Genomic DNA, 22432 nt, shown 5'->3' on the forward strand with positions numbered 1-22432 from the left:
TATTATAGTGTAATTACAAAAATAAAACAGAGCAGCCGATCGAAATCGCCGACGGAATAAGCGTAGCTCTGAAGGGAGGAGAAGGGATATGGAGCCGACCACATTTGTATTGTTTGGCGCAACTGGGGATTTAGCCAAACGCAAAATCTATCCTGCCCTTTATAATTTGTTTATCGACGATAAGCTGCCTCAGTCCTTTTCCTTAATTGGGCTTGGCCGCAGGGAGCTTGCTGATGAGACGTTCCGGGCTAATATCGAGCGATCTCTCAAGGAATTTTCCCGCAGACAGCCGAATGATGACGCCAAGATGGAGCAGTTCCTACAGGCGTTCAGCTATAACGTATTAGATATAGGCCGCAAGGAAGATTATTTGAAGCTTCTGGCCAAGATCGAGGAACGGGAGAGCAGACTCGGCATAGCGCCGAACCGTTTGTTCTACTTGTCAGTAGGACCTGAGTTCTTCGAGACAATTGCCGCAAATATTCAGGAGAGCGGACTTGGTTCTGCGGATGGCTGGAAACGGCTCGTTATCGAGAAGCCTTTCGGCCATGATCTGAAGACAGCCCGAGAGCTCAACGGGATGTTAGGCAAAGCATTTGCGGAGGAAGAAATATTCCGTATCGATCATTATCTTGGCAAGCCGATGGTTCAAATGCTGAAGGTGCTTCAACAGACCAATCCAGTTATCCAGGCAATCTGGAACAATCGGAATATCGCCAACGTACAGATTACAGCAGCGGAAACTGTCGGAGTAGAAGAACGAGCGGGCTATTACGATCATGTAGGCGCCATTCGTGATATGTTCCAGAATCATATGCTGCAGCTGTTAATGATGACTGCGATCCGAACGCCGCATAAGAGCGACGCGGAACAAGTAAGATACAAGAAGAAGCTTGTTATGGAAGCGCTGGAGACGCTGCAGAAGCAGGATGTTGGCACTTCGGTCGTCCGCGGCCAATACGGAGCCGGCACCATCAAAGGCAGCTCCGTTGTGGGATATACGTCCGAGCCAGGAATCGCTCCTGAATCGACGAACGACACATTTGTTGCGGCAAAGCTTACCATTGACGATTCCTTCTGGAGAGGCGTGCCGTTCTACATTCGTACAGGCAAGCGTATGAAGGAGAAGGCTACACGTATCGTCATCGAATTCAAGGAGCCCCTGAAGCAAGCCACGGCTTCGACAGTGGAGCCCAATCTGCTCGTTATCGAGATGAGTCCTACAGACAGCATCAAGCTTCAATTGAATACGATGGACTCCAAAAGCAAAGGCGAGTTCAAGCCGGTTCAAATTGATATACATTCCAGCGGCGATGACGTTCCCGAAGCTTATGAGAATCTGATTCGCGACGCTCTGCTGGGCGATTCCACGTTTTTTGCCCATTGGGACGAAGTGGAGGCTTCATGGGCTTGGGTACAGCCCGTTCTTGAAGCTTACGAGGAGAACCTTATTCCGCTGCATGTTTACGAAGCAGGCTCCTACGGCCCAGCCGAATCGGATGCCCTGCTGGCTAGAGACGGCTATCACTGGTGGTTCGACGCAAAGCCCGAGCAAGAGGGGACAGCAGTTGAAGTCAAGCCATTAGCACATATAAACCAATAATTGGAGGTCATGAACAATGAAGTTTTTTATTGACACAGCGAATCTGGCAGATATTAAAAAGGCATATAAAATCGGCGTTTTGTCCGGTGTAACAACGAACCCATCGCTTGTTGCCAAGGAAGGCGTAAAATTCGAGGACCGTATCGAGGAAATCCTCAAAGAAGTGCCTGAGGTGGAGTCCGTATCGGCCGAAGTAACGCCAGACGCGGTGACAGCGGAAGAAATGATCGCGCAAGCTAATGAGCTGATCAAAATCAACAACAACGACAAAAACATTACCATCAAGCTGCCTATGACGATTGCGGGTCTGGAAGCATGCCGCTACCTGGCCAAAAAAGGCGTCAAAACAAACGTAACGCTGATCTTTACAGTGAACCAAGCGCTACTTGCGGCTCGCGCCGGCGCTACTTACGTGTCTCCGTTCCTGGGCCGTCTGGACGACATCTCCGAGGATGGCGTACTGCTTGTATCGAAGGTTGCTGAGCTGTTCCGCACACATAATCTGGATACACAAATTATCGCTGCTTCCGTTCGCCATCCCGATCATGTTACACGTGTTGCTATGGCGGGAGCGCACATCGCTACGATTCCTTTCTCGGTGATCGAGCAAATTTCCAAGCATCCGCTGACTGATCAAGGTATGGAGAAATTTGCGGCTGACTGGAAAAAAACCACATTGGTTTAGTTCGATACAAGAAGGAGGATCAACCATGTCTAAACAACAAATCGGCGTAATCGGTCTTGCCGTTATGGGCAAGAACCTGGCTTTGAATATTGAAAGCAGAGGCTTCACGGTATCGGTGTTCAACCGTTCCCGCGAGAAGACGGATGATCTGATGAAGGAAGCGGCGGGCAAAAACCTGGTGCCGGCTTACTCCATCGAGGAGTTCGTGCAGTCGCTGGAGACGCCGCGCAAGATCCTGATCATGGTGCAGGCGGGCGCGGGTACTGACGCGACGATCGAATCGCTTGTTCCGCATCTGGACCATGGCGACATCATCATCGACGGCGGCAACGCTTATTTCCCTGACACGCAGCGCCGCAGCAAGGAGCTGGAGGCGAAGGGCTTCCGCTTCATCGGTACGGGCGTATCCGGCGGCGAAGAGGGCGCGCTGAAGGGCCCATCCATTATGCCGGGCGGACAGAAGTCGGCCTACGAGCTGGTGGAGCCAATTCTGACGGCTATCTCCGCCAAGGTTGGCGAGGACGCATGCTGCACGTACATTGGACCGGACGGCGCTGGCCATTACGTGAAAATGGTGCACAACGGCATCGAATACGGCGATATGCAGCTGATCTGCGAAGCGTACGACCTGCTGCAGAACGTGCTGGGCGTCAGCACGGAGGAGCTCCATGAAATTTTCACGGAGTGGAACAAAGGCGAGCTGGACAGCTACCTGATCGAAATTACGCGCGACATCTTCGCGAAATACGATCCGGAGACGGGCAAGCCGATGGTAGATGTGATTCTGGACTCCGCGGGACAGAAGGGCACAGGCAAATGGACGAGCCAAAGCTCGCTGGATCTGGGCGTGCCGCTGTCCATCATAACGGAATCCGTATTCACTCGCTTCCTGTCGGCTATGAAGGAAGAGCGCGTAGCGGCAAGCAAAGTGCTGAAGGGCCCTGCGAAGGCGCCGTTCCAAGGCGATAAGGCGGCATTCATTGAATCCGTGCGCAAGGCGCTGTTCGCGAGCAAAATTTGCTCCTACGCGCAAGGCTTCGCGCAGATGCGCGCGGCTTCCGAGGAGTACGGCTGGGATCTGCGCTACGGCGACATCGCGATGATCTTCCGCGGCGGCTGCATTATCCGCGCGCGCTTCCTGCAGAACATCAAGGACGCGTACGACCGCGATCCGGAGCTTCGCAACCTGCTGCTGGATCCGTACTTCCAGAACATCGTGGAATCGTACCAGGGCGCATGGCGCGAGGTTGTCGCTGCAGCCGTGACGAACGGTGTGCCGGTACCGGCATTCGCGAGCGCGCTGGCGTACTTCGACAGCTACCGTACGGAGCGCCTGCCGGCGAACCTGCTGCAAGCGCAGCGCGACTACTTCGGCGCTCATACGTTCAAGCGTGTAGACAAGGAAGGCACGTTCCATTTCAATTGGATGGAAGCTCCGAACGGACAGGCTGTTCCAACCAAATAATAAGAGTGCAACTTACACTCCCGGCGGGGCTATGAATACCTCGCCGGGATTTTTGCATTTCGATACAGATCTGCGGAGATGATCCTTGCCAGCTTATCCACATTCATCCTATTGATGCCGATGAGCGGCAGCTGGCTTCTGATATCTGTGCCATAATTGGACAGGATCACGAAGCCTGCTCCATGCTGGGGGTTAAAGGATAGGAAGCTCGTGGAGCCATAAGTGCCGCCGTTATGCCAATACGTAGTAGAGCCATCCTTCTCCTTATAGAACATCCATGCATAACCGACGCCAATGCCTCTGCTCTTGAGAAGGGGATGATGCTCCTTCTGGCTGTGCTGAATGGCGAGGTGCAGAGCTTCATCCGCCTGGCCTAGCTGAGCCTGTATGTAGCGAAGCATATCGGGCATCGTGGAGCAGACGGCACCGGCGCCAGCCATTGCTTCATGGAAGTCCCAATGGGGGACAGCACTGCCTTTGGCGTTGAATACTGGGGGGAGACTCTGGGTGGAGGACTGCTCTCTCGCGCGAAGCTTCGTGGCATTCATGCCTAGCGGCTTCAGGATGTGCTCCTGCAGCAGCTCGCCCAGGCTGAGCCCGAGGCGCCTTGCGAGAATCCAGCCAAGCAGGCCGAAGCCGTAATTGGAGTACAGATGCTTAGGGGAACTCGGCTTCTTATTCTCAGCAAGCACAGCTGCTGCTAGGTGCTCCTCCTTGTAATTGGAGTAAGGATTAAGCTTATCTGTAACGGTTTCGCGGAAATTGGCTGGAATTCTAGGCAAATGAGAGGTGTGCGTAACAAGCTGGTGCAGGGTTGCAGCTTGGGCGAAAGGGCTTGCGGACCATTCCGGCACGAGTTCGGCAAGCGAGTCTGTCGCGCTCCAATAGCCTTTCCTCTCGCCAATGGCCAGGAGCAGGCCTGTCATTGTTTTGGTAAGCGAGCCGATTTCGTAAGCATCCTCCGACTCCATATGGGCAATGGGTTGACCGTCAGACCATATCAACAGCCGTCCATTCTGAATCAGACCGATCGCCAGTCGGTGGTTGGGCTTGCTTGAGAAGCGGCTGACGCGGCTTTGCTTTAATATTTTCCCAATTGCTTGCTCCAAAGTGTTCACTTCTTTCTCTAAGTGCTTGGCAGGTAAGCCAGCATTGGATTGTACGTACAAAAGGAATCATGGTTACATATCCCGTATGATGATATACTCGGGACAAATCATCAAAGGAGCTGTCATTGGTATGTTGGAACGTAACTGGGGGGGCAATTATCGTTATCACTCAATCGGCCTATATGCTCCGGAAACTGTGGAGCAAGCCCAGGAGCTGGTCGCAGCCGGCCAAGTTGTCAAATCCCTGGGCTCACGCCACTCCTTCAACGGCCTTGCGGACACTGAAGGTGTCCACCTCTCCCTGGAGCGCTTGAACCGTGTCCTATGGCTGGACAAGGAGCGTGGGAAGGTGACTGTAGAAGGAGGCATTCGTTATGGCGAGCTCGGGAGCTACCTGCATAAGCACGGCTATGCGCTTCGCAATCTGGCGTCGCTGCCCCATATTTCCGTCGCTGGCGCTTGTGCCACGGCAACGCACGGCTCCGGCGACAGGAATGGCAGCCTAGCGACAGAGGTGGATGCCCTGGAGATTATAAAGTCAGATGGCGAGCTCATCTCATTGTCTCGCGAGGAGCATCCCGATACGTTCCCCGGAGCGGTTGTAAATGTCGGTGCGCTGGGGATAGTGACGAAGCTGACACTGAATGTAGTGCCGGCGTATGAGGTCAGCCAAACCGTCTACGAAGGCCTTCCGCTGGCCAAGCTGGAGGACAGTCTTGACGCTATATTCGCCGGCGGCTACAGCGTGAGCTTGTTCACGGATTGGCAGGACTCGCTGTTTAACCAGGTGTGGCTGAAGCGTCAGCATGCTGAGGATGTATCCTATCCAAGTCATTACTTTGGGGCGAAGGCCTCGGCGGTAAAGCTGCATCCCGTGCCGGGCTTCGCATCCATCAATTGCAGCGAGCAGCTGAGCGTCCCGGGTCCATGGCATGAGCGGCTGCCGCATTTCCGAATGGACTTTACGCCAAGCGCTGGAGAGGAGCTGCAGAGCGAATATTTTGTCGCTCGAGAGCATGCGTATGAGGCACTGTGCGCACTCGATAGGCTTCGGGCGAGGATCTCTCCGCTACTGTACGTGTCGGAGGTTCGGACAGTAGCGGCCGATGATTTGTGGTTAAGTCCTTATCGCGGCCAGGCTACAATAGGCATTCATTTTACCTGGAAGCCAGTGTGGGACGAGGTTCGTCAAGTGCTCCCGCTGATCGAAGAGAGCCTGGAGCGATGGAGCGCTCGTCCTCATTGGGGCAAGCTGTTCACGATGGGTCCAGAGCACCTCCAGCCGCTCTATGAGAAGCTCGGCGACTTCCGGAGCTTGGCTGAACGCTTCGATCCCGAAGGCAAGTTCCACAATTCTTTTCTTGAGCGATATGTGCTGAACAGGGCTTGAATGACACCTTTGCCGCATATGCCGGAAGCCCTCTCGATCAGCGATTTGGCTGAGGGGAGGGCTTCTTCATGATGCTATTGGATTTCCTGATGCTATTAAATGATCACTGCGGTGCCGCTTACCGCTACCATCAGCATGCCTTCGCGAATAACCTCGTAATCGATGTCCACCCCGACGATGGCATTTGCGCCCATGCGGGAGGCGTGCTGCGTCATCTCTGCGAATGCGGCGTCTCGGGCTTCCTGGAGCTTGGACTCATATACGCCGGAGCGTCCTCCTACAAAGTCCGTGATGGACGCCATAAAGTCTCTTACTACGTTCGCTCCCATAATAACCTCGCCTGTCGTGATGCCCAAATATTGCTTAACTGGATAACCTTCAACGGTTGCCGTAGTTGTGATTAGCATGTCTACATTCTCCTTCGCTAAATAAATAGAATAAACGTTCATACGTTGCTGAAGCATGTAGGTTCCGCTTTCTATTCAAGCGTTTCCTGTATTTTTGCAAGAAGAGGTTGCTTGTGAGGGGAGAATGACGGACAATAGGAGCATTGCATGATGCAGTCAAGGCAAGATGGAGCATAAATAATTAGGGTAGAAAGCCGGTATGCCACAATGGAAGCTAGAGAAGCTAAAGCAACTACAGAAGCTAGAAATAAGCTGGAAGCCATGTTACATCGTTTTTTCTCCGGCAGCTCGATGGATTATCGACAAGTATTCGGTATTATTATTCCCTTGTTTGTTGATTCCGCCTTTATCGTGCTGCTCTCGTTCCTGAATACAGCCATGATTAGCTCCTCGGGGGTCGCGGCTGTCAGTGCGGTCAGTATGGTGGACTCCATCAATATATTTATTATGAATTTGTTTATTGCGGTAGCTACGGGAGGCACCGTGCTGGTTGCGCAGTACCGGGGAAGCGGCAATCAAGAGATGGTAGCGAAGGCGGCCTCGCAGTCTATATCGTCAGCGGCGATTGTTGCCCTTGTCATTAGCTTGCTGGTCATCCTGTTCCACAATCCGATCTTGCAGTTTCTGTTCGGAGATGCAGATGAAGAGGTGCTGCGTAACGCGAAGATCTTCTTGATCGGCAGCTGCATCTCGTATCCCTTCTTCGGCATTTATTCCGCAATTACGGGGGCGCTGCGGGGCGTAGCGGAGACGAAGGCAAGCCTGATATTGTCCTTGATTCTGAATGTGGGCTACTTTTTGCTCAATATCCTGTTTGTTATTGTATGGGATCTTGGCGTATTAGGCCTGGCTATATCCATCATACTGGCGCGTATAATCGGAACAGCTGCGTCCTTCTTCTATTTGCTGCGTTATAATCAGTCATTACGGTTTAAGATAAGAGAAACGCTGCGATTTCATAGAGACATTATGAAAAAAATAATGTATATCGGCGTGCCCTTTGCCGCGGAGCAAATGTTCTTCAATGGCGGCAAGCTGCTGACTCAGACGTTTATCGTGCAGCTGGGAACCTTGGCGATTACAGCTAATGCGATCGCTGGCTCGCTGTCGATGCTGTTCCAGATTGGAGGAACCGCGCTGAGCGTAGCGATTATTACTGTGGTGGGGCAAAGCATCGGCCGCAAAAATATAGAGGATGCCCGTAAGTTCATTGGGTCGTTCATGTGGCTGTCAACGGCGTTTTTTGTCCTCATCACGGGTATACTGCTGCTGCTGTTCCCGTGGCTTGTCCGCTTATATGCGCCGCCAGAAACGATTATCCCGCAGATCTTTGCGTTAATTATACTCATTTCGATAGCACAGCCCTTCCTCTGGTCGCTTAGCTTCATTATGCCTTCGGCGCTGCGGGCAGCAGGAGATTCCAAGTTCACCTCCATCGTATCGCTGCTAACCATGTGGCTGTTCCGTATTGTATTCGGCTACCTGCTTGGCATTACCTTCGGTTATGGCTTAATGGGCATATGGATTGCGATGGTGGCGGAATGGGGCGTCAGAAGCCTCATCTTCTATATCCGCTTCAGGGGAGAGAAGTGGTATAAACACAAGCTGGTTTAGAGGGTACTAGATAGAGAGGGAGAGGGATTCATTTGTTTATCGTGATAGGAAGCGCATTTCTGCTGCTGTACGCGCTAATCGTCTTCTACATTGGATGGAGCGGCTGGCGATGGATGACACCGATATTATCGCTTAGATTTCGTATCGTCTACAGCATCATGTTAGTCTTTTTGGCGTGCTCCTTCATGTTGGCTCGTGTCTTTGAGGGCTCTGTACTGCTAAGCATTATTGGCTCCTATTGGCTGGCTATGTTCAGTCTGCTGCTGATGCTGCTGCCTATCGTTCATCTGATCACATGGCTGACTCGTCTTGCTCCGCTTCCTCGACACGCGGTGCATCGATGGTCGGGTGTAATCACCCTTATCCTGCTGGCTGGTCTTATGGCATATGGAAGCTTCAACGCTTATACCCCGTACGTACGCAGCTATGATATTGCCATCGACAAGAAAGGCAGCGATTCAGGGGAGTTGAATGTTGTAATGGCCTCGGACATGCACTTTAGCTACTTGTCAGGCAAGAAGCATGCTATGCGAATGGTGGAGGAGATCAATAAACTGAAGCCCGACATCGTCTTGTTCCCCGGCGATATTATCGATGACGATATTGTACCTTACGTGGACCAGGGAATAGGACCCATTCTCGCGGAAATTCAGTCCACCTACGGAGTGTATGCCTCTCTAGGCAATCATGACCGATACCATGGCGAGATGGACGCCTTAATTGATTTGCTGGAAGAAAGTGGAATGAATATATTGTACGATGAGTCGATAGAGGTGAATGGCTGGTTAACGCTGATCGGACGCAAGGATTATAGCGAGGAGGAGCGCGCCGACTTGGCCTCTTTGACGCAGGCTGTGGACTTAACGAAGCCTCTTATTCTGCTGGAGCATCAGCCAAGGGAATACGATATCGCGCAGCAGCAAGGTGTCGATCTTGTAGTATCAGGACATACGCATCGCGGTCAGATCGCCCCCGGCAATCTTCTAACCAATCGACTGTTCGAGAACGACTGGGGTTACCTGCGCAAGGAGCAGCTTCATACTATCGTTACATCTGGCTATGGCTTCTGGGGGCCGCCGATCCGGATCGGCTCGCGCTCAGAGATTGTTCACATTACGCTGACCTTCTCCTAGTAGGTCAGCGCATGATGAGCTGCAGATGGTCATTAACTGCTTAAGCTTGACGGGAAGCTCTCTTTTGCAATAGAACAACTGTAAAAACGTTTACACTATTAAGGTATGTAATAATGAGGATGGTTCTTCATGAAAAAGATAACGATCAAAGAAGTAGCAAAGGAAGCAGGCGTATCAATCGCTACTATATCTAGAGTCCTGAATGGAAAGGATCGAGTGAAGCTGCAGACTCGACAGAAGATTGAGGAAGCAATCAGAAGGCTGGATTTTCAGCCGGATCAGACCGCGAGATCGATGATCAAGAAGGAAACCAAAACCATCGGGCTGATCGTGCCGCAGCTATCCAATGAATATTGGGCTTTATTGGCGGAGGTCATGCAGGAGAAGCTTTGGGATATGGGATATTCGTTGATCGCCTGCTCCACACAAAATAATGTTGAAAAGGAACAGGCTTTTCTGAAGACGCTGCTGGAAAAAAAGGTGGACGGTATCATTTATGGCTCAACCTCGTTTTCGGCTGAAGATATGTCACCCCTTCAAGCATTGAGAGAGCGAGAGATACCCGTCGTTTCGATGACACAGCGTATTCCCGGTGTGAACTGTGTCGTCGGGGACCATCTTCAGGGAGCCAAGGATGCCGTGGAGCATCTGATCTCTCTTGGCCACCAACGAATCGCTTATTTAGGCGGTCCTCATGTTACACATGATAGAGAGCTAGGCTACCTGAATGCTATGTTCATGCATCAATTGGCGGTGGACGATGCGCTTATTAAGCGGGATTAACCCATTCAATTCAGCCATTTTGGTTATACCTCTATTATGGAGCTGCTGGATGCCAAATCCGATTTCAGCGCGGTTTTTTGCGGCAATGATTTAATTGCGATCGGAGCGATCAAGGCACTAGCCCACAAGGGACTTCTGGTCCCTGAAGTGGTTGCTGTTGTTGGCTTTGACGATATTAACATGGCCCAGCTGTACAACCCCTCATTGACAACCGTGCGGCAGCCCATTCGCGAAATGGGCGGGGCATGTATTGACCTTATGATGGAATTGATTCAAAAGGGCGACCTATCTCCGCACAAGAAAATTATGTTCCAGATGGAGCTTGTGAAGCGGGAAAGCTGCGGCGCGAAAGTGAAGCTTCCACTTGGTTAATTCATTGGCGGGATAGAGAACGTGATATCATGGGGAGGTGAGTACATTCAAGTTTTATCGCACAAAATGTAAACGTTTTTACAAAATGAAAAAAGTTGAAGGAGAAAAGGAATGAAAAATTAAAGGTTGGCGTTATCGGATTAGGTGAAGTGGCACAGGTTACTCATTTGCCCATCTTGGAGTCCATGTCCGATCGATTTGAAATTGCTGCGATATGCGACGTTTCACCGCGGCTGCTAGAGGTGTTGGGAGATAGATATCGAGTTCATAACCAATACACCGATGCTCAGGCCTTAACGGTTCAGCAAGACCTTGACGTTGTGTTTGTATTGAATAGTGACGAATATCATGCAGAATGTGTCATCGCGGCGGCAAAAAACAAAAAGCACATACTGATCGAAAAGCCAATGACGTTAACGCTTGCCGATGCAGATGCCATCATTCGCGCCAGAGATGAAGCTGGTATTCAGGTGATGGTGGGGTATATGAGACGATTTGCTCCTGCCTTTCTCCGGACGGTTGATGAAGTCAAAAAGCTTGAAAAAATCAATTATGTCCGAATTCGGGACATTATTGGAGTTAACCGATTGATGGTCGACCAGGCGTGCATGGTGCATCGATTTGACGACATACCTGCGGATTTATCCCACGACAAAGCAGAACGAGCGAAGCGGATGCTGTCCGAGGCCATCGGGGAATCGCCGCTTGCGTTGCAAAAGGCTTATCGACTGTTATGCGGCTTAGGCAGCCACGATCTCTCCGCGATGAGAGAGCTGCTCGGCGTGCCGAACCATGTCATTGCAGCTTCACAGTGGAATGATGGAAAGTTTATTCATGCCACTCTCGAATTTAACGATTATCATGCCGCCTTTGAAACTGGAATTGATCAGCAAAGACGCTTTGATGCGCATATTGAAATTTTTGCCGAAAAAAAGACGCTAAAGCTGCAATATGATACGCCTTATATACGCCATCTGCCTACTACCCTGACGGTGCATGAGACAATAGATGAAGCCTATCAAGAAACGGTGATAAGACCGACCTTTAAAGATCCTTATACCTATGAGCTGGAGCATTTTTATGACGTGGCGACAGGGGCCATACCTCCCAAGACGACACCTGAAGACTACAAGCAAGATTTAAAGCTGTTTCAGCAAATAATTGGTGCTATGAAATAAACCTAATAAAGCGTAATTTCCTGTAAGCCATACTGGGGAGTTGCGCTTTTTTGCTTAGCTAAGAAGTTTAGCTAAACTACAAAAAACTAATACTGAATTTCAACTAAAATGTTGACCAAAATTGATAGGGGTGCTAGATTGAAATCACATCAAGTTTGACTATCACACGGTAAGGGAGAGGGAGTGGCCTATGAATTGGAATTCTATGCGTATGAAGCTGATAGCAGGCATTCTCATCATAACCGTTCCGCTCATATTGCTGCTTATCTATTTAAACATATATGCTATTCAAATTGTTCGAGATCGAACCGCTGACTCCAGCCGGAATCTTCTTGCCCAGTATATGAGGCAAATGGACGAAAGTCTAGGGAGCGCTGAACGTTATATGATAGCCTTGATTTCCAATAACAACCATCTGCTGCAGCTGGGCTTCTCTCAGACCGGTGATAATAGCTACAACATGGCTAAGATTGCATTATCTTCTAAGTTAATGGAGGATATCATCATTCAGCAGTCGATCGATGCATACTTCGTTTATTCCATTCCAAGGAATGATTACTTTGATGTATACAATGAAAGAGGGCAGCCCCGGACCACCTATCCACAGAAGGAGCAAATTCGAGGTTTTATACGAGAATTTATTCATTTTGAAGTAAAGGAATATAAGCTGCGGCCAAATGAATGGTTTGTGCAGAAAGTTGGCGACCGATTTTACCTATTCCGAATCATTCAGTCAGGAGGCCTCTATGTAGGGGCTTGGACGGAGGTGGATGGCTTGTGGAGCACAATAGACGCCATCGGTCATGATCATCAGGGTTTAACAGTCTTTTTGACACAGCACGGTGAGCCTATGAATCGATTTGCAGAGCTGGGGAGTGACAAGATTAAGCTCGATCGTCAGGTTCAAAATATAATGCTTTCCGGTAACCGCTCAAAGCATCTGGTGGTCGGTGAGCATTCGCAGAGTGGAAATTATGCTTTGGCTATGCTTATTCCTGACGATAAGCTGCTGGCTGACCTGCCAGGCATCCTTCAATTTGTAATCGGCATTTCGCTGTTGGCACTGCTCTTGCTGCCTGCGGGATTAGTAGTGCTTCGAAATACAGTTTTTGTGCCTCTTAACACTGTATTAATGGGGATGAAGCGAATTCGTCAAGGCTATTTGCAAACCCGGATTGAAATGAAGCGAGCTCCTGATGAATTACAGCTTTTTGTACAAACCTTTAATCTCATGATGGATGAAATTCAGACGCTTCGGATTCATGTGTACGAGGAGCGGCTTGAGAAGCAGCGAGTTGAGCTTGAACGTCTTCAGCTGCAAATTAATCCTCACTTCTTTATTAATTGCTTAAATATGGTGCACTCTCTTGCTTATTTACGTAATGTGGAGCAGATTCAGAAGCTGACTATGTCACTGGTAAGGTACTTCCGTTCCAGCTTTCGAAGCAATGATACCTTCATTGCGTTAGGGGACGAGCTGCGCCATATCGATCATTTTTTGGTTATTCAGCAATTTCGATACCAGGATCGCATTCACTATACCACCGACATTGATGAGAGTGTTAAGGACGCGAATCTGCCTCCCATGCTCATTCATACCTTTGTGGAGAACGCAGTCAAACACGCCTTTAATCATGAGAGAGGCTTAAGCTTGCATTTAATCATACGCCAGTCAGAGCTGGACTCCGTATCGGGATTAGAAATTACAATCCAGGATGACGGCAGCGGCTACCCGGGACATATCCTTGAGGGGATACGTGAGGGCAGGCGAATCGTGGATGCGGAGGGCGACCACATTGGCATTTGGAATGTTAAGGAACGTATTCGGTTGCTATATGGCGAGCAAGCTGCTATTACCTTCGAGAACCTTAACCCTTCTGGTGCATGCATCCGTATCCGGATACCGTTTATACCAACTGAGAGGGAGTGCTGAGCATGGCTCAAATCCTGATTGTAGATGATGAGATGATTACCGTTGAAGCGATAGTGTCCGCAGTGGACTGGGCAAAGCTAGGAGTAGCCGCCGTACACAAGGCTTACAATATACAGCAGGCTAAAGCGCTGTTTATTCAGAATAATATTGAGCTCATGCTAAGCGACATCGAAATGCCAGGGGGTTCGGGGCTGGAATTGTTGTCGTGGGTCAAGGAGTATTCCCCGGATACAGAATCAATTCTGCTGACCTGTCATGCGGATTTTGGCTTTGCGAGACAAGCTGTTAAGCTCGGAAGCTTCGAATACATGCTAAAGCCGGTTGTTTATCCGGAGCTAGAGGTGATCATAGAGAAAGCAATGGACCGGATTATCAGGAAGCGCGAGCTCGCGGAGCATTCGCGAATGGCGGAATGCTGGAAGCGCAATCGCAATCGAATGGTCGATCGTTTTTGGGTGGATATCGCGTATCGAACCATTCCCTCCAATCCGAATGCCATTCGCGAAGCGGCACAGGATCGGCAAGTGGATTATTCGGAGAATCAACATTATTTACCGGTTATGATTGCGGTGAAACGGTTTCGCAAAGAAATTAGTGAAAGCGAGACCAAGCTACTGGAATATGCACTTGTCAATGCCGCCAAGGAGCAGTTTTTAAGCGGCGGTCAAGCTGGCGAGGTTGTCGTGTATAGCGATGATTACCTTCTTGTGCTTATAAAAGGCAACGATAAATCTCAGGTGTCCGCAGAATCAGTGGTTGATGCCAGTGAAGCTTATGTTAATTTTTGCCATCGTTATTTTTATTGTGACCTTCGCTGCTATTTGGGCAAATTGATCAAAGTCCATGAATTGGCGGATGAGATGCAGACATTGCTTATTCGGGACCGGAACAATGTGGCTTACGACAATCGTGTGTTTCTGTATGCAGACAGTCAGCTGCCTTTAAAAATGTCTGATGCTCCGAACCATAAAATCTGGGAAACCTTGCTCATCAATGGAGAAAGTGAGAGGCTGCTCATATCCGCTAACGAATACCTGTCCAATTTGGTCCGCTTGGGGGATATAGATGCGGATCGTCTGATTCAAATTAAACATGATTTTCTCCAAATGGTGTATTCCGTTCTTAAGAATAAGGGTATCCAAGCTAGTGAGCTATTTAAGGATAAGAGGTCTATCGAGGTATTTGCCTATGCAACCCGCTCTGTAACGGATTTATCCGACATGTTCCGTTATACCGTGCACATTGCCGTGGATTCTATGGTTGCCTCAAAATCTCTTTCCGTTATTGATGTCGTCAAAAATTATATCCGGGCCAATATTAATCAGGATTTGAAGCGTGACGAAATCGCTCATCAGGTTTATTTGCATCCAGATTATTTGACTAGACTGTTCCGTAAGGAGGAGGGAATGTCAATCTTCGATTATATTTTGCAGGAGCGGCTTAAGCTGGCCCAATCCCTTCTGGACGGAACCGAATGGAAGGTTCGGGATGTTGCGGGGGCGGTGGGCTACTGCAACTTCTCGCATTTTGCCAACATATTCAAGCAGCATATCGGCTTGTCGCCGTTAGAGTATAAGAATCGTCTTGGACAGCGTATCAAGGATGGGATATAAATGCGGTGGAAAATAAAGGTGCTTCTAGTTATCCTTCTGCTTTCTATTCTCAGCTGGAAGCTGTTCGGGGGCAAGCAGCAGCAAATGGCCAACTCCAATGAGGTTGAATTAACCGTGGCGTTCCCTGTTCATGGCGCTGTATCCTCGGAGTGGGAAGATATTCAGCGCAGGGTTAATCAAATTGTGAGAAGTAAACTTCAGGTCTCAGTTCACTTCCTGCCCGTTAATGAAGGATCATGGGAGCAGCGTATTAAGCTGATGCTGACGGGAGGAGAGGCGCTTGATCTGGTCGTTGTCAGACATCCCAGCTATTATACTCATGTAGCCGAGAAGCGGCTGCTCCCTCTTCAGGGTCTATTGGATAAGTATGGAAAAGATATAAGGAAACAATTAAGTGCCGAGCAGCGTGATGCAGGAAAGGTGTGGAATGCTATATATGCGGTTCCTGTGGTACGTGAAACAGCCGTTCAATATGGCATCCTGCTGCGGGAGGATTTGGTCAATAAGTATAAAGTTGATGTCAGCTCTGTTCAAAGCTTAGAGGATGTTGAAGCTGTCTTGAAGCGTATTCACGAGCTAGAGCCGGAGATTGTTCCACTTGTGCCCAAAAAGGCAGGCAGCTCCATCTTGGAGGAGTTTGCTCCTTATGACCCTCTGGGCGATGGCTTTGCGATCCTTCCAGATTACGATAATGATGGGAAAGTAGTGAATGCTTTCGCAACAGAGCAATATGAGCAACAGATTCGGCTTATTAGGGAGTGGTATGTCTCCGGGTTAGTGCATCAAGAGTCTGCAACGAACAATGACAGCGCTTATGAGCTTATCCGATCCGGAGAAGCCTTCGCTTATTTGTCAGTTCTGCATCCCGGTATAGAAGCTCAGGAATCTCGTGCCGCTGGAAGGGCCATGCTTGCGATTCCGCTTACTGAAGCTTATTCGACAACATCCTCAACAGGGGCTGTGATGTGGGGAATTCCACTGTCGTCTCGTCATACGGATAAGGCCATGCAGCTGTTGAATCTGCTTTACGCTGACTCAGATATTGTTAATCTATTAACTTGGGGAATTGAAGGACAGCACTATTCGATACAGTCGGACTCAGCAATAGACATCCCTATTGGGGAGCAGCAATCCCAATGGATGCCCGTTATGATAACAGGACGAATCTTTGGGAATCCGCAGCTCGCCTACAGCTTAGAGGACGAGCCTTCAAACCTGTGGGAGAGGCTGCACACCTTCGGTATAACGGCAAAGCGTTCCTATGCATATGGCTTTAACTTTTATGCCAAGCCGGTTCAGACTGAAATTGCGGCAGTGGAAGGGATAGCGAAGCAATACAGGCTGGGGCTGGAGTCAGGCGTATTGGATCCGGAGATTTATTTGGAGGAAATGCTTGATCAGCTTCAGCAAGCGGGTATAGAGAGGCTCGTGAACGAAAAACAAAATCAGCTGGATGAATGGTCGACTTTACAAAGGTAGGTCTGCAAACCGATAGGAATAGGTCGGTGAACTGTTAGTTACTCTCCGGATGATTCTGTATGCTGAATAAGCAAGATAAAAAAAGGAGGGTACAGCATGTTAACGAAGAAATTAGGTTTGGTTCTGGTCATTCTCAGCATGATGCTCACGGCGTGTTCCAACGGGAACGAAGGCTCCAATTCGAATTCATCAGTGAACAGCAGCAAAGGTGAAGTCAGCAGCTTTTCGGCCGAAAATCCACTGGAAATTAAATTTGGCACCATGAACAATCCGCAAGGCAATGATTACATCGAGCTGGAGAAGATGACAGGCGAAACGATGGATAATAATCGTTGGACCAAGCTGTTCAAGGAAGAGCTTGGTATCGAGACAAAATACACACTGTCTGGTGCAACAGGTCAATATTCCGATAAATTGAAGCTTGCCATCGCATCAAATGATCTTCCTGATATTTATAATGTCCCTGAAAACAATTTGGCCGATCTGAAGCAGCTGGCGGAAGGCGGGGCCGTTCAAGATATTGGTCCATTGTATGACCAATTCGCCTCCCCGCTTCTGAAAAGCATTATTGAAGGTGAAGGCTCAAGCATCTTCGATTCGGTAACATTCGATGGGAAGCGGTATGGCATTCCGGTCAAAATGCCGTCCACCAATGGCTACAACCATTTATGGATTCGAGAGGACTGGCTAAAAAAGCTGAATCTCCAGCGTCCAAAAACGATGGATGATGTTTATGAAATTGCAAAAGCGTTTGCCAATGATGATCCGGATGGCAATGGGCAAAAGGATACAATCGGCTTGGCCATGAACCAAGGCTTCTATAACAACCTAGGCATGTCCGGCGTCTTCTGGGCATATGGTGCGTTTCCTGAATTTTGGCTGAAGGGCGCCGATGGTAAGGTTACCAATGGCACCATTCAACCTGAAATGAAAGAGCCGCTGAAATGGCTGGCTAAGATGTTTAAGGAGGGGCTTGTCGATCCAGAGTTTGGCAGCAAGGACTGGTCCAAAATGGGTGATATGATTACTTCCAACAAAGCTGGAATGTTCTATGGCACACATTGGTATGCCTTTATGGCGGAGGGCTCCATCAAAAATGATCCAAATGCCAAGTGGATTACTGTGCCCTTACCTTCAGGGAATGGTCAGCCTGTAAAAATTGCAATGAAGAATGCTGCAGATGGAGCTTGGGTTGTACGGGAAGGCTTCGAGCATCCAGAGAAAATGATTGAAATGTTGAATTTATACGTAGAGACGCTATTTGGCGATGATGCGGAGATGAGCAAATGGTGGTCAGAGGGCAGCGTAGGAGGCGTATGGATGATGTCGCCGGTTCGAGTGCTTAAGCCTACGCTTGACTTGGAAGCTCATGCGGATATTAAGGTAGCTTTGGCTAATGGAACAACAGATCAATTAAAGGGTATTGGTAAAAACTTCTATGAGTCTATGCAAAATGGCGCATGGACAATGGAAATGATGTTTGGACCAAAGGATACGCCATTTGATTTTGTTGCAAGCTCTTACCCTGACGCAGTGATCTGGGATGAATATCAGGGTGCGCCAACACCGACACAGCTTACAGCTACAAGCACGATGCATGAATTTATGGAAACGGGCTTAACCAAGTTTGTACTTGGTCAAGTAGATGTGGATAGCGGCTTCGACAAGTTTGTAGAGGATTGGAAGAAGCTAGGCGGACAGAGCATTATGGATGAAATTAATGAGATTAAAGGAATTAAATAATCGTGTTCATATCGCGGTACCGGTGGTTTTGACCAGCGGTACCGCCTAGTATACGAAGGGCAAAAGGCGGGATTGTGATGTTCAAGAATAGGAGTAATCGAAGAGAAGTTCCGCTTCATCTGATGTTAATGCCTGGTCTAATATTCGTTATTATCTTTTCCTATATTCCCATGTCGGGAATCATCATTGCTTTCCAGCAGTTTAACCCAGTCAAAGGTCTATTCGGCGATCAGAAGTGGGTTGGATTTGCTAATTTTGAATATGTGTTTTCCATGCCCAATATTTGGCGAGTTGTATGGAATACACTTTTTATCGCAATTATGAAAATCATAGCAGGTATGGTCGTTCCGATCACCTTTGCTCTGCTTTTGAATGAAGTGCGTCGTATGATTTTTAAACGTGTGACACAAACGATCATTTATTTCCCTTATTTCTTATCATGGGTCATTCTTAGCGGGATATTAATTGATATCTTGTCACCTTCCTATGGGCTAGTCAACAAGTTGATTTCCGCCGTAGGACTCGAGCCTATCTATTTCCTCGGAGAGAACAAGTGGTTTCCTTACACCATTGTGATGACAGATATATGGAAAAACTTTGGTTTCTATACGATTGTATATTTGGCGGCTATCACAAGCATAGATCCTTCCTTGTACGAAGCCTCAGCCGTGGATGGCGCTAATCGCTGGAGACAAGTGTGGCATATTACGCTGCCTGGCATGCGTCCTATCATCGTCTTGCTGATGGTACTCAATTTAGGCTCTGTTCTTGATGCAGGCTTTGATCAAATCTTTAATCTATATAGTCCGCAGGTATATGAATCAGGCGACGTTATTGACACGATGGTGTACCGAATGGGATTACTGCAATCGCAATACAGTGCTTCGGCTGCTGTCGGCCTGCTGAAATCGGCTGTATCATTGATCCTGATCTCTGCTGCCTATTATACGGCATATCGGCTATTTAAATATCGCGTGTTCTAGGAGGTCTTACTGTGGGGTTGAATAATACGACGGGGCGAAGCGTATTCAATGTAATAAATTATGGTATTCTGTCTGCAGCGGCATTAATGTGTCTGGTTCCATTCATTCATTTGCTGGCGATTTCGTTCAGCAACACGGCAGCTATTCAAGGCGGGCTGGTCGGCTTCTTGCCGGTTAATTTCACACTGGAGCCCTATAAATATGTTATCGGCAAAGATGCGTTCTGGGCTTCCTTCTTAATGACCGTGATGAGAGTGCTAATTGGACTTGTGATTAATCTCATATTGGTTGTGCTGACTGCTTATCCGCTCTCCAAGTCAAATGAAAGATTCCGCAAGCGCACGAAGTACGTCTGGATTTTTTTCTTCACGATGCTGTTTAGCGGCGGCTTGATTCCCAATTATTTGCTTGTTAAGGAACTGCATTTGATGAATACCATTTGGGCGCTCGTGCTGCCTTCTGCGGTGATGGTATTCAACATTGTACTAATGCTTAACTTCTTCCGCGAGGTGCCGGAGGAAATGGAGGACGCGGCTTATATCGATGGTGCTGGACATTGGCGTATTTTGTTCCAGATTTATATTCCCGTTTCCTTGCCTGCTGTCGCCACAATAGCGATGTTCTCTATCGTCTTCCACTGGAATAACTGGTTTGATGGACTCATCTATATGAAGGTGGATAACTATCCGCTACAAACCTATCTGCAGTCCATTATAATTAATTTCAACTCTATGACGATGAGTACGACGGATGCGATGATGATGGCTAAGTTGAACGATCGTTCCATTAAAGCATCCCAATTGATTGTTGGAGCTATTCCGATCTTGATGGTCTATCCATTCCTGCAGAAGTACTTTGTGGCTGGTATTAAAGTGGGCGGTGTAAAAGGTTAATCATTGGGAATGGCGAAATGGATAACAAGCCGAATAAGGTGACCTAATAGGAGTGTGATAAGATGAATAGATTACCATTCGATGTACCTCAGAATAAAAAAATTCGACTTATTATGAACACCGATGCCAAAAATGAGGCAGACGATCAATTCGCAATTGTTCATGCCCTGCTAACTCCCCGTTTTTTGATTAAAGGTCTTATCGCCGCACACTTTGGCAAGGATCGTACAAACAATTCCATGCAGGAAAGCTACGATGAAATTCAGAAGGTGCTTTCCATTATGGATATGGAAGAACAGGTTCCCGTTTTTAAGGGAGCAACAGAGGCATTGGTAGATGAGTTCACCCCACAGATTTCCGAAGGTGCTGAGCTGATCATACGTGAAGCGCTATCTGACGATCCAACTCCTTTATATGTCGTTTTCCTTGGTCCAATTACGGACTTGGCTGCTGCTTTCTTGATGGAGCCTGCTATTGCCGGGCGATTGACTGCGATCTGGATTGGCGGGGGGCAGTGGCCAAATGGCGGCTGGGAATTTAATCTTCGCAACGATATTCATGCCGCAAATGTACTATTTCAATCTGGAATCGATGTGTGGCAGGTTCCGATAAATGTGTATTCGAATGTGAAAGTCACGCTTGCCGAGCTAGCTCTTAAGGTGAGGCCATGTGGAGAGATCGGGCGGTATCTCTTCGACCAGTTAATAGCGTTTAATGATTGGGCAGCGCAAGTTATGCCCAACAACGACTGGCCAAAAGGCGAAAGCTGGTCGCTTGGCGATTCACCTACTGTCAGCCTGCTTCTGGACGACCATCGTTTCGAATATGAGATGAAGCCGGCGCCGCGCATTACGGAGGATATGTTATATGTACATGCTCAGACGGAACGCTATATTCGGGTTTATCAAAATGTCGATCCGAGATATACACTTGAAGACATGTTTGCCAAGCTGGCATTGTACGCTGGACTATAATAACGAATGGAAGTGCTGAATATGGGGAAGATGTATGCGGCAATTCTCGACGAGCCCATGAGCATCGGGATTAAGCAGATAGACATCCCGGTGCCGAAGGATCACGAGGCGCTTATCAAAGTATATTGTATTGGGGTTTGCGGATCAGATGTTCATTATTATGAGCATGGCAGAATTGGACGTTATATAGTTCGGGAGCCAATTGTGCTGGGTCATGAGGTGTCTGGTGAGGTTGTTGCAGTAGGCAAACATGTAAAAAATATATTGGTTGGCGACCGTGTAGCGGTAGAGCCAGGTGCAACGTGCGGATGCTGCGAATATTGCAAGACAGGGCGTTATAACTTATGTGAAGAGGTTGTGTTTTTGGCCACCCCACCCGTGAATGGCGCTTGGGCGGAATATATTACGGTGTCGAGCGATCTGCTGTTCAAGCTTCCTCAGGGCATGAGCTTCGAGACTGGAGCGATGCTGGAGCCGCTGTCCGTAGGCTTTCACGCCATGCAGAGAGGAGGGGCCAAGCCGTTTGATCGATTGCTTGTGACAGGACTTGGGCCAATTGGCTTGCTGGCTGGCCAGGCGGCGAAGCTGTTCGGCATATCTGAAATTTACGGAACCGATGTTGTGCCGTATAGGCGCAAGCTAGCTCTCGAAATGGGCTTTACGGCGGCACTCGATCCCTCTTCAGAAAATGTGGCACAACGTTTAAATGAATTGACAGATGGAGGAGGCATTACGCTTGTTGTTGAAACTTCAGGCAATGCACGCGCTATGGCTGACACGATTAAGCTAGTTCGCCGCGGAGGACGTATTGTCTTTGTTGGTCTTCCAGCCATGGATGCGGTCCCGATGGACATGGGTGCATTTATAGATGCTGAGATCGATGCTTTTGGTATTTTTCGATATGCCAATACGTATCCTGCAGCGATTCACGCCCTTCAACGGTCCACTGTTGACATTGAGAAAATCATTACTCATCGTTACGCCTTGGCAGATATTAGGGAAGCAGTGGAGACGGCGCGAACACAGAAGGATACGAGCATCAAAGTGATGATATATCCAAGCTTGTCTTTATAAA

At 48.6% G+C, this 22432-nt stretch carries 17 protein-coding genes and 1 pseudogene; 16 read left to right on the forward strand and 2 right to left on the reverse strand.

The features are described 5' to 3' along the window. The first annotated feature begins 88 nt into the window (after positions 1 to 88). The 3 genes from zwf to gndA are packed head-to-tail and all read left to right on the forward strand — an operon-like array spanning position 89 to position 3753. Positions 89 to 1603 (forward strand): glucose-6-phosphate dehydrogenase, encoded by a 1515-nt coding sequence (gene zwf / locus AB1S56_RS09795; RefSeq protein ID WP_340872039.1) that lies wholly within the window; start codon positions 89 to 91, stop codon positions 1601 to 1603. Positions 1604 to 1619: 16 nt separating this feature from the next. After that, entirely contained in the window at positions 1620 to 2288 is a 669-nt protein-coding gene (gene fsa, locus AB1S56_RS09800; RefSeq protein ID WP_340872038.1) for a fructose-6-phosphate aldolase, read from the forward strand. Positions 2289 to 2313: 25 nt separating this feature from the next. Next, a complete protein-coding gene (gndA, locus tag AB1S56_RS09805; protein WP_367903456.1) occupies positions 2314 to 3753 on the forward strand; it encodes an NADP-dependent phosphogluconate dehydrogenase in 1440 nt (479 codons plus the stop codon). Positions 3754 to 3782: 29 nt separating this feature from the next. Here gndA and AB1S56_RS09810 read toward each other — a convergent pair whose 3' ends face one another. Next, positions 3783 to 4862, reverse strand: coding sequence for a serine hydrolase domain-containing protein (locus tag AB1S56_RS09810; RefSeq protein ID WP_340870625.1), 1080 nt, complete (start codon positions 4860 to 4862; stop codon positions 3783 to 3785). A gap of 130 nt (positions 4863 to 4992) precedes the next feature. Here AB1S56_RS09810 and AB1S56_RS09815 point away from each other — a divergent pair, with 130 nt between their 5' ends. Then, entirely contained in the window at positions 4993 to 6252 is a 1260-nt protein-coding gene (locus AB1S56_RS09815; RefSeq protein ID WP_340870626.1) for an FAD-binding protein, read from the forward strand. Between the two features lie 95 nt (positions 6253 to 6347). Here the strand turns inward: AB1S56_RS09815 and AB1S56_RS09820 are convergent, their stop codons facing one another. Next, positions 6348 to 6659 (reverse strand): YbjQ family protein, encoded by a 312-nt coding sequence (locus AB1S56_RS09820; RefSeq protein WP_340870628.1) that lies wholly within the window; start codon positions 6657 to 6659, stop codon positions 6348 to 6350. 207 nt (positions 6660 to 6866) lie between these two features. Here AB1S56_RS09820 and AB1S56_RS09825 point away from each other — a divergent pair, with 207 nt between their 5' ends. The 12 genes and pseudogenes from AB1S56_RS09825 (at position 6867) to AB1S56_RS09880 (ending at position 22431) form a co-directional block, all read left to right on the forward strand. Then, entirely contained in the window at positions 6867 to 8273 is a 1407-nt protein-coding gene (locus AB1S56_RS09825) for an MATE family efflux transporter (RefSeq protein WP_367903457.1), read from the forward strand. Positions 8274 to 8305: 32 nt separating this feature from the next. Continuing rightward, positions 8306 to 9406 (forward strand): metallophosphoesterase, encoded by a 1101-nt coding sequence (locus AB1S56_RS09830; protein ID WP_340870630.1) that lies wholly within the window; start codon positions 8306 to 8308, stop codon positions 9404 to 9406. Positions 9407 to 9535: 129 nt separating this feature from the next. After that, positions 9536 to 10561, forward strand: a pseudogene (locus AB1S56_RS09835) (LacI family DNA-binding transcriptional regulator). A 95-nt stretch (positions 10562 to 10656) separates the two neighbouring features. After that, positions 10657 to 11739 (forward strand): Gfo/Idh/MocA family oxidoreductase, encoded by a 1083-nt coding sequence (locus AB1S56_RS09840; protein WP_340870631.1) that lies wholly within the window; start codon positions 10657 to 10659, stop codon positions 11737 to 11739. Between the two features lie 190 nt (positions 11740 to 11929). Continuing rightward, complete coding sequence (locus tag AB1S56_RS09845) at positions 11930 to 13672, forward strand: sensor histidine kinase (protein WP_367903458.1); 1743 nt, start codon at positions 11930 to 11932, stop codon at positions 13670 to 13672. 2 nt (positions 13673 to 13674) lie between these two features. Continuing rightward, positions 13675 to 15285, forward strand: a complete 1611-nt coding sequence (locus AB1S56_RS09850) for a helix-turn-helix domain-containing protein (protein ID WP_340870633.1) — start codon at positions 13675 to 13677, stop codon at positions 15283 to 15285. Then, positions 15286 to 16764, forward strand: coding sequence for an ABC transporter substrate-binding protein (locus tag AB1S56_RS09855; protein WP_340870634.1), 1479 nt, complete (start codon positions 15286 to 15288; stop codon positions 16762 to 16764). Between the two features lie 96 nt (positions 16765 to 16860). After that, positions 16861 to 18507, forward strand: coding sequence for an extracellular solute-binding protein (locus AB1S56_RS09860; RefSeq protein WP_340870635.1), 1647 nt, complete (start codon positions 16861 to 16863; stop codon positions 18505 to 18507). 77 nt (positions 18508 to 18584) lie between these two features. Then, positions 18585 to 19490: an ABC transporter permease subunit gene (locus AB1S56_RS09865; protein WP_340870637.1), complete on the forward strand. Its 906-nt coding sequence runs from the start codon at positions 18585 to 18587 to the stop codon at positions 19488 to 19490. 11 nt (positions 19491 to 19501) lie between these two features. Next, positions 19502 to 20383 (forward strand): carbohydrate ABC transporter permease, encoded by an 882-nt coding sequence (locus tag AB1S56_RS09870; protein ID WP_340870638.1) that lies wholly within the window; start codon positions 19502 to 19504, stop codon positions 20381 to 20383. A 62-nt stretch (positions 20384 to 20445) separates the two neighbouring features. Next, positions 20446 to 21357 carry a nucleoside hydrolase gene (locus AB1S56_RS09875; RefSeq protein WP_340870639.1) on the forward strand — a complete coding sequence of 304 codons (912 nt, stop codon included), beginning with the start codon at positions 20446 to 20448 and terminating at the stop codon, positions 21355 to 21357. A 21-nt stretch (positions 21358 to 21378) separates the two neighbouring features. After that, positions 21379 to 22431 (forward strand): NAD(P)-dependent alcohol dehydrogenase, encoded by a 1053-nt coding sequence (locus AB1S56_RS09880; protein WP_340870640.1) that lies wholly within the window; start codon positions 21379 to 21381, stop codon positions 22429 to 22431. The last annotated feature ends 1 nt before the right edge of the window (position 22432 follow it).

This window comes from Paenibacillus sp. PL2-23, assembly GCF_040834005.1.
Taxonomy (GTDB): domain Bacteria; phylum Bacillota; class Bacilli; order Paenibacillales; family Paenibacillaceae; genus Pristimantibacillus.

Coding starts and splice junctions, on each gene's coding strand:
- zwf (WP_340872039.1), top strand. CDS start 89: ATGGAGCCGACCACATTTGTATTGTTTGGCGCAACTGGGGATTTAGCC.
- fsa (WP_340872038.1), top strand. CDS start 1,620: ATGAAGTTTTTTATTGACACAGCGAATCTGGCAGATATTAAAAAGGCA.
- gndA (WP_367903456.1), top strand. CDS start 2,314: ATGTCTAAACAACAAATCGGCGTAATCGGTCTTGCCGTTATGGGCAAG.
- AB1S56_RS09815 (WP_340870626.1), top strand. CDS start 4,993: ATGTTGGAACGTAACTGGGGGGGCAATTATCGTTATCACTCAATCGGC.
- AB1S56_RS09820 (WP_340870628.1), bottom strand. CDS start 6,659: ATGCTAATCACAACTACGGCAACCGTTGAAGGTTATCCAGTTAAGCAA.
- AB1S56_RS09825 (WP_367903457.1), top strand. CDS start 6,867: ATGGAAGCTAGAGAAGCTAAAGCAACTACAGAAGCTAGAAATAAGCTG.
- AB1S56_RS09845 (WP_367903458.1), top strand. CDS start 11,930: ATGAATTGGAATTCTATGCGTATGAAGCTGATAGCAGGCATTCTCATC.
- AB1S56_RS09850 (WP_340870633.1), top strand. CDS start 13,675: ATGGCTCAAATCCTGATTGTAGATGATGAGATGATTACCGTTGAAGCG.
- AB1S56_RS09855 (WP_340870634.1), top strand. CDS start 15,286: ATGCGGTGGAAAATAAAGGTGCTTCTAGTTATCCTTCTGCTTTCTATT.
- AB1S56_RS09860 (WP_340870635.1), top strand. CDS start 16,861: ATGTTAACGAAGAAATTAGGTTTGGTTCTGGTCATTCTCAGCATGATG.
- AB1S56_RS09865 (WP_340870637.1), top strand. CDS start 18,585: ATGTTCAAGAATAGGAGTAATCGAAGAGAAGTTCCGCTTCATCTGATG.
- AB1S56_RS09875 (WP_340870639.1), top strand. CDS start 20,446: ATGAATAGATTACCATTCGATGTACCTCAGAATAAAAAAATTCGACTT.
- AB1S56_RS09880 (WP_340870640.1), top strand. CDS start 21,379: ATGGGGAAGATGTATGCGGCAATTCTCGACGAGCCCATGAGCATCGGG.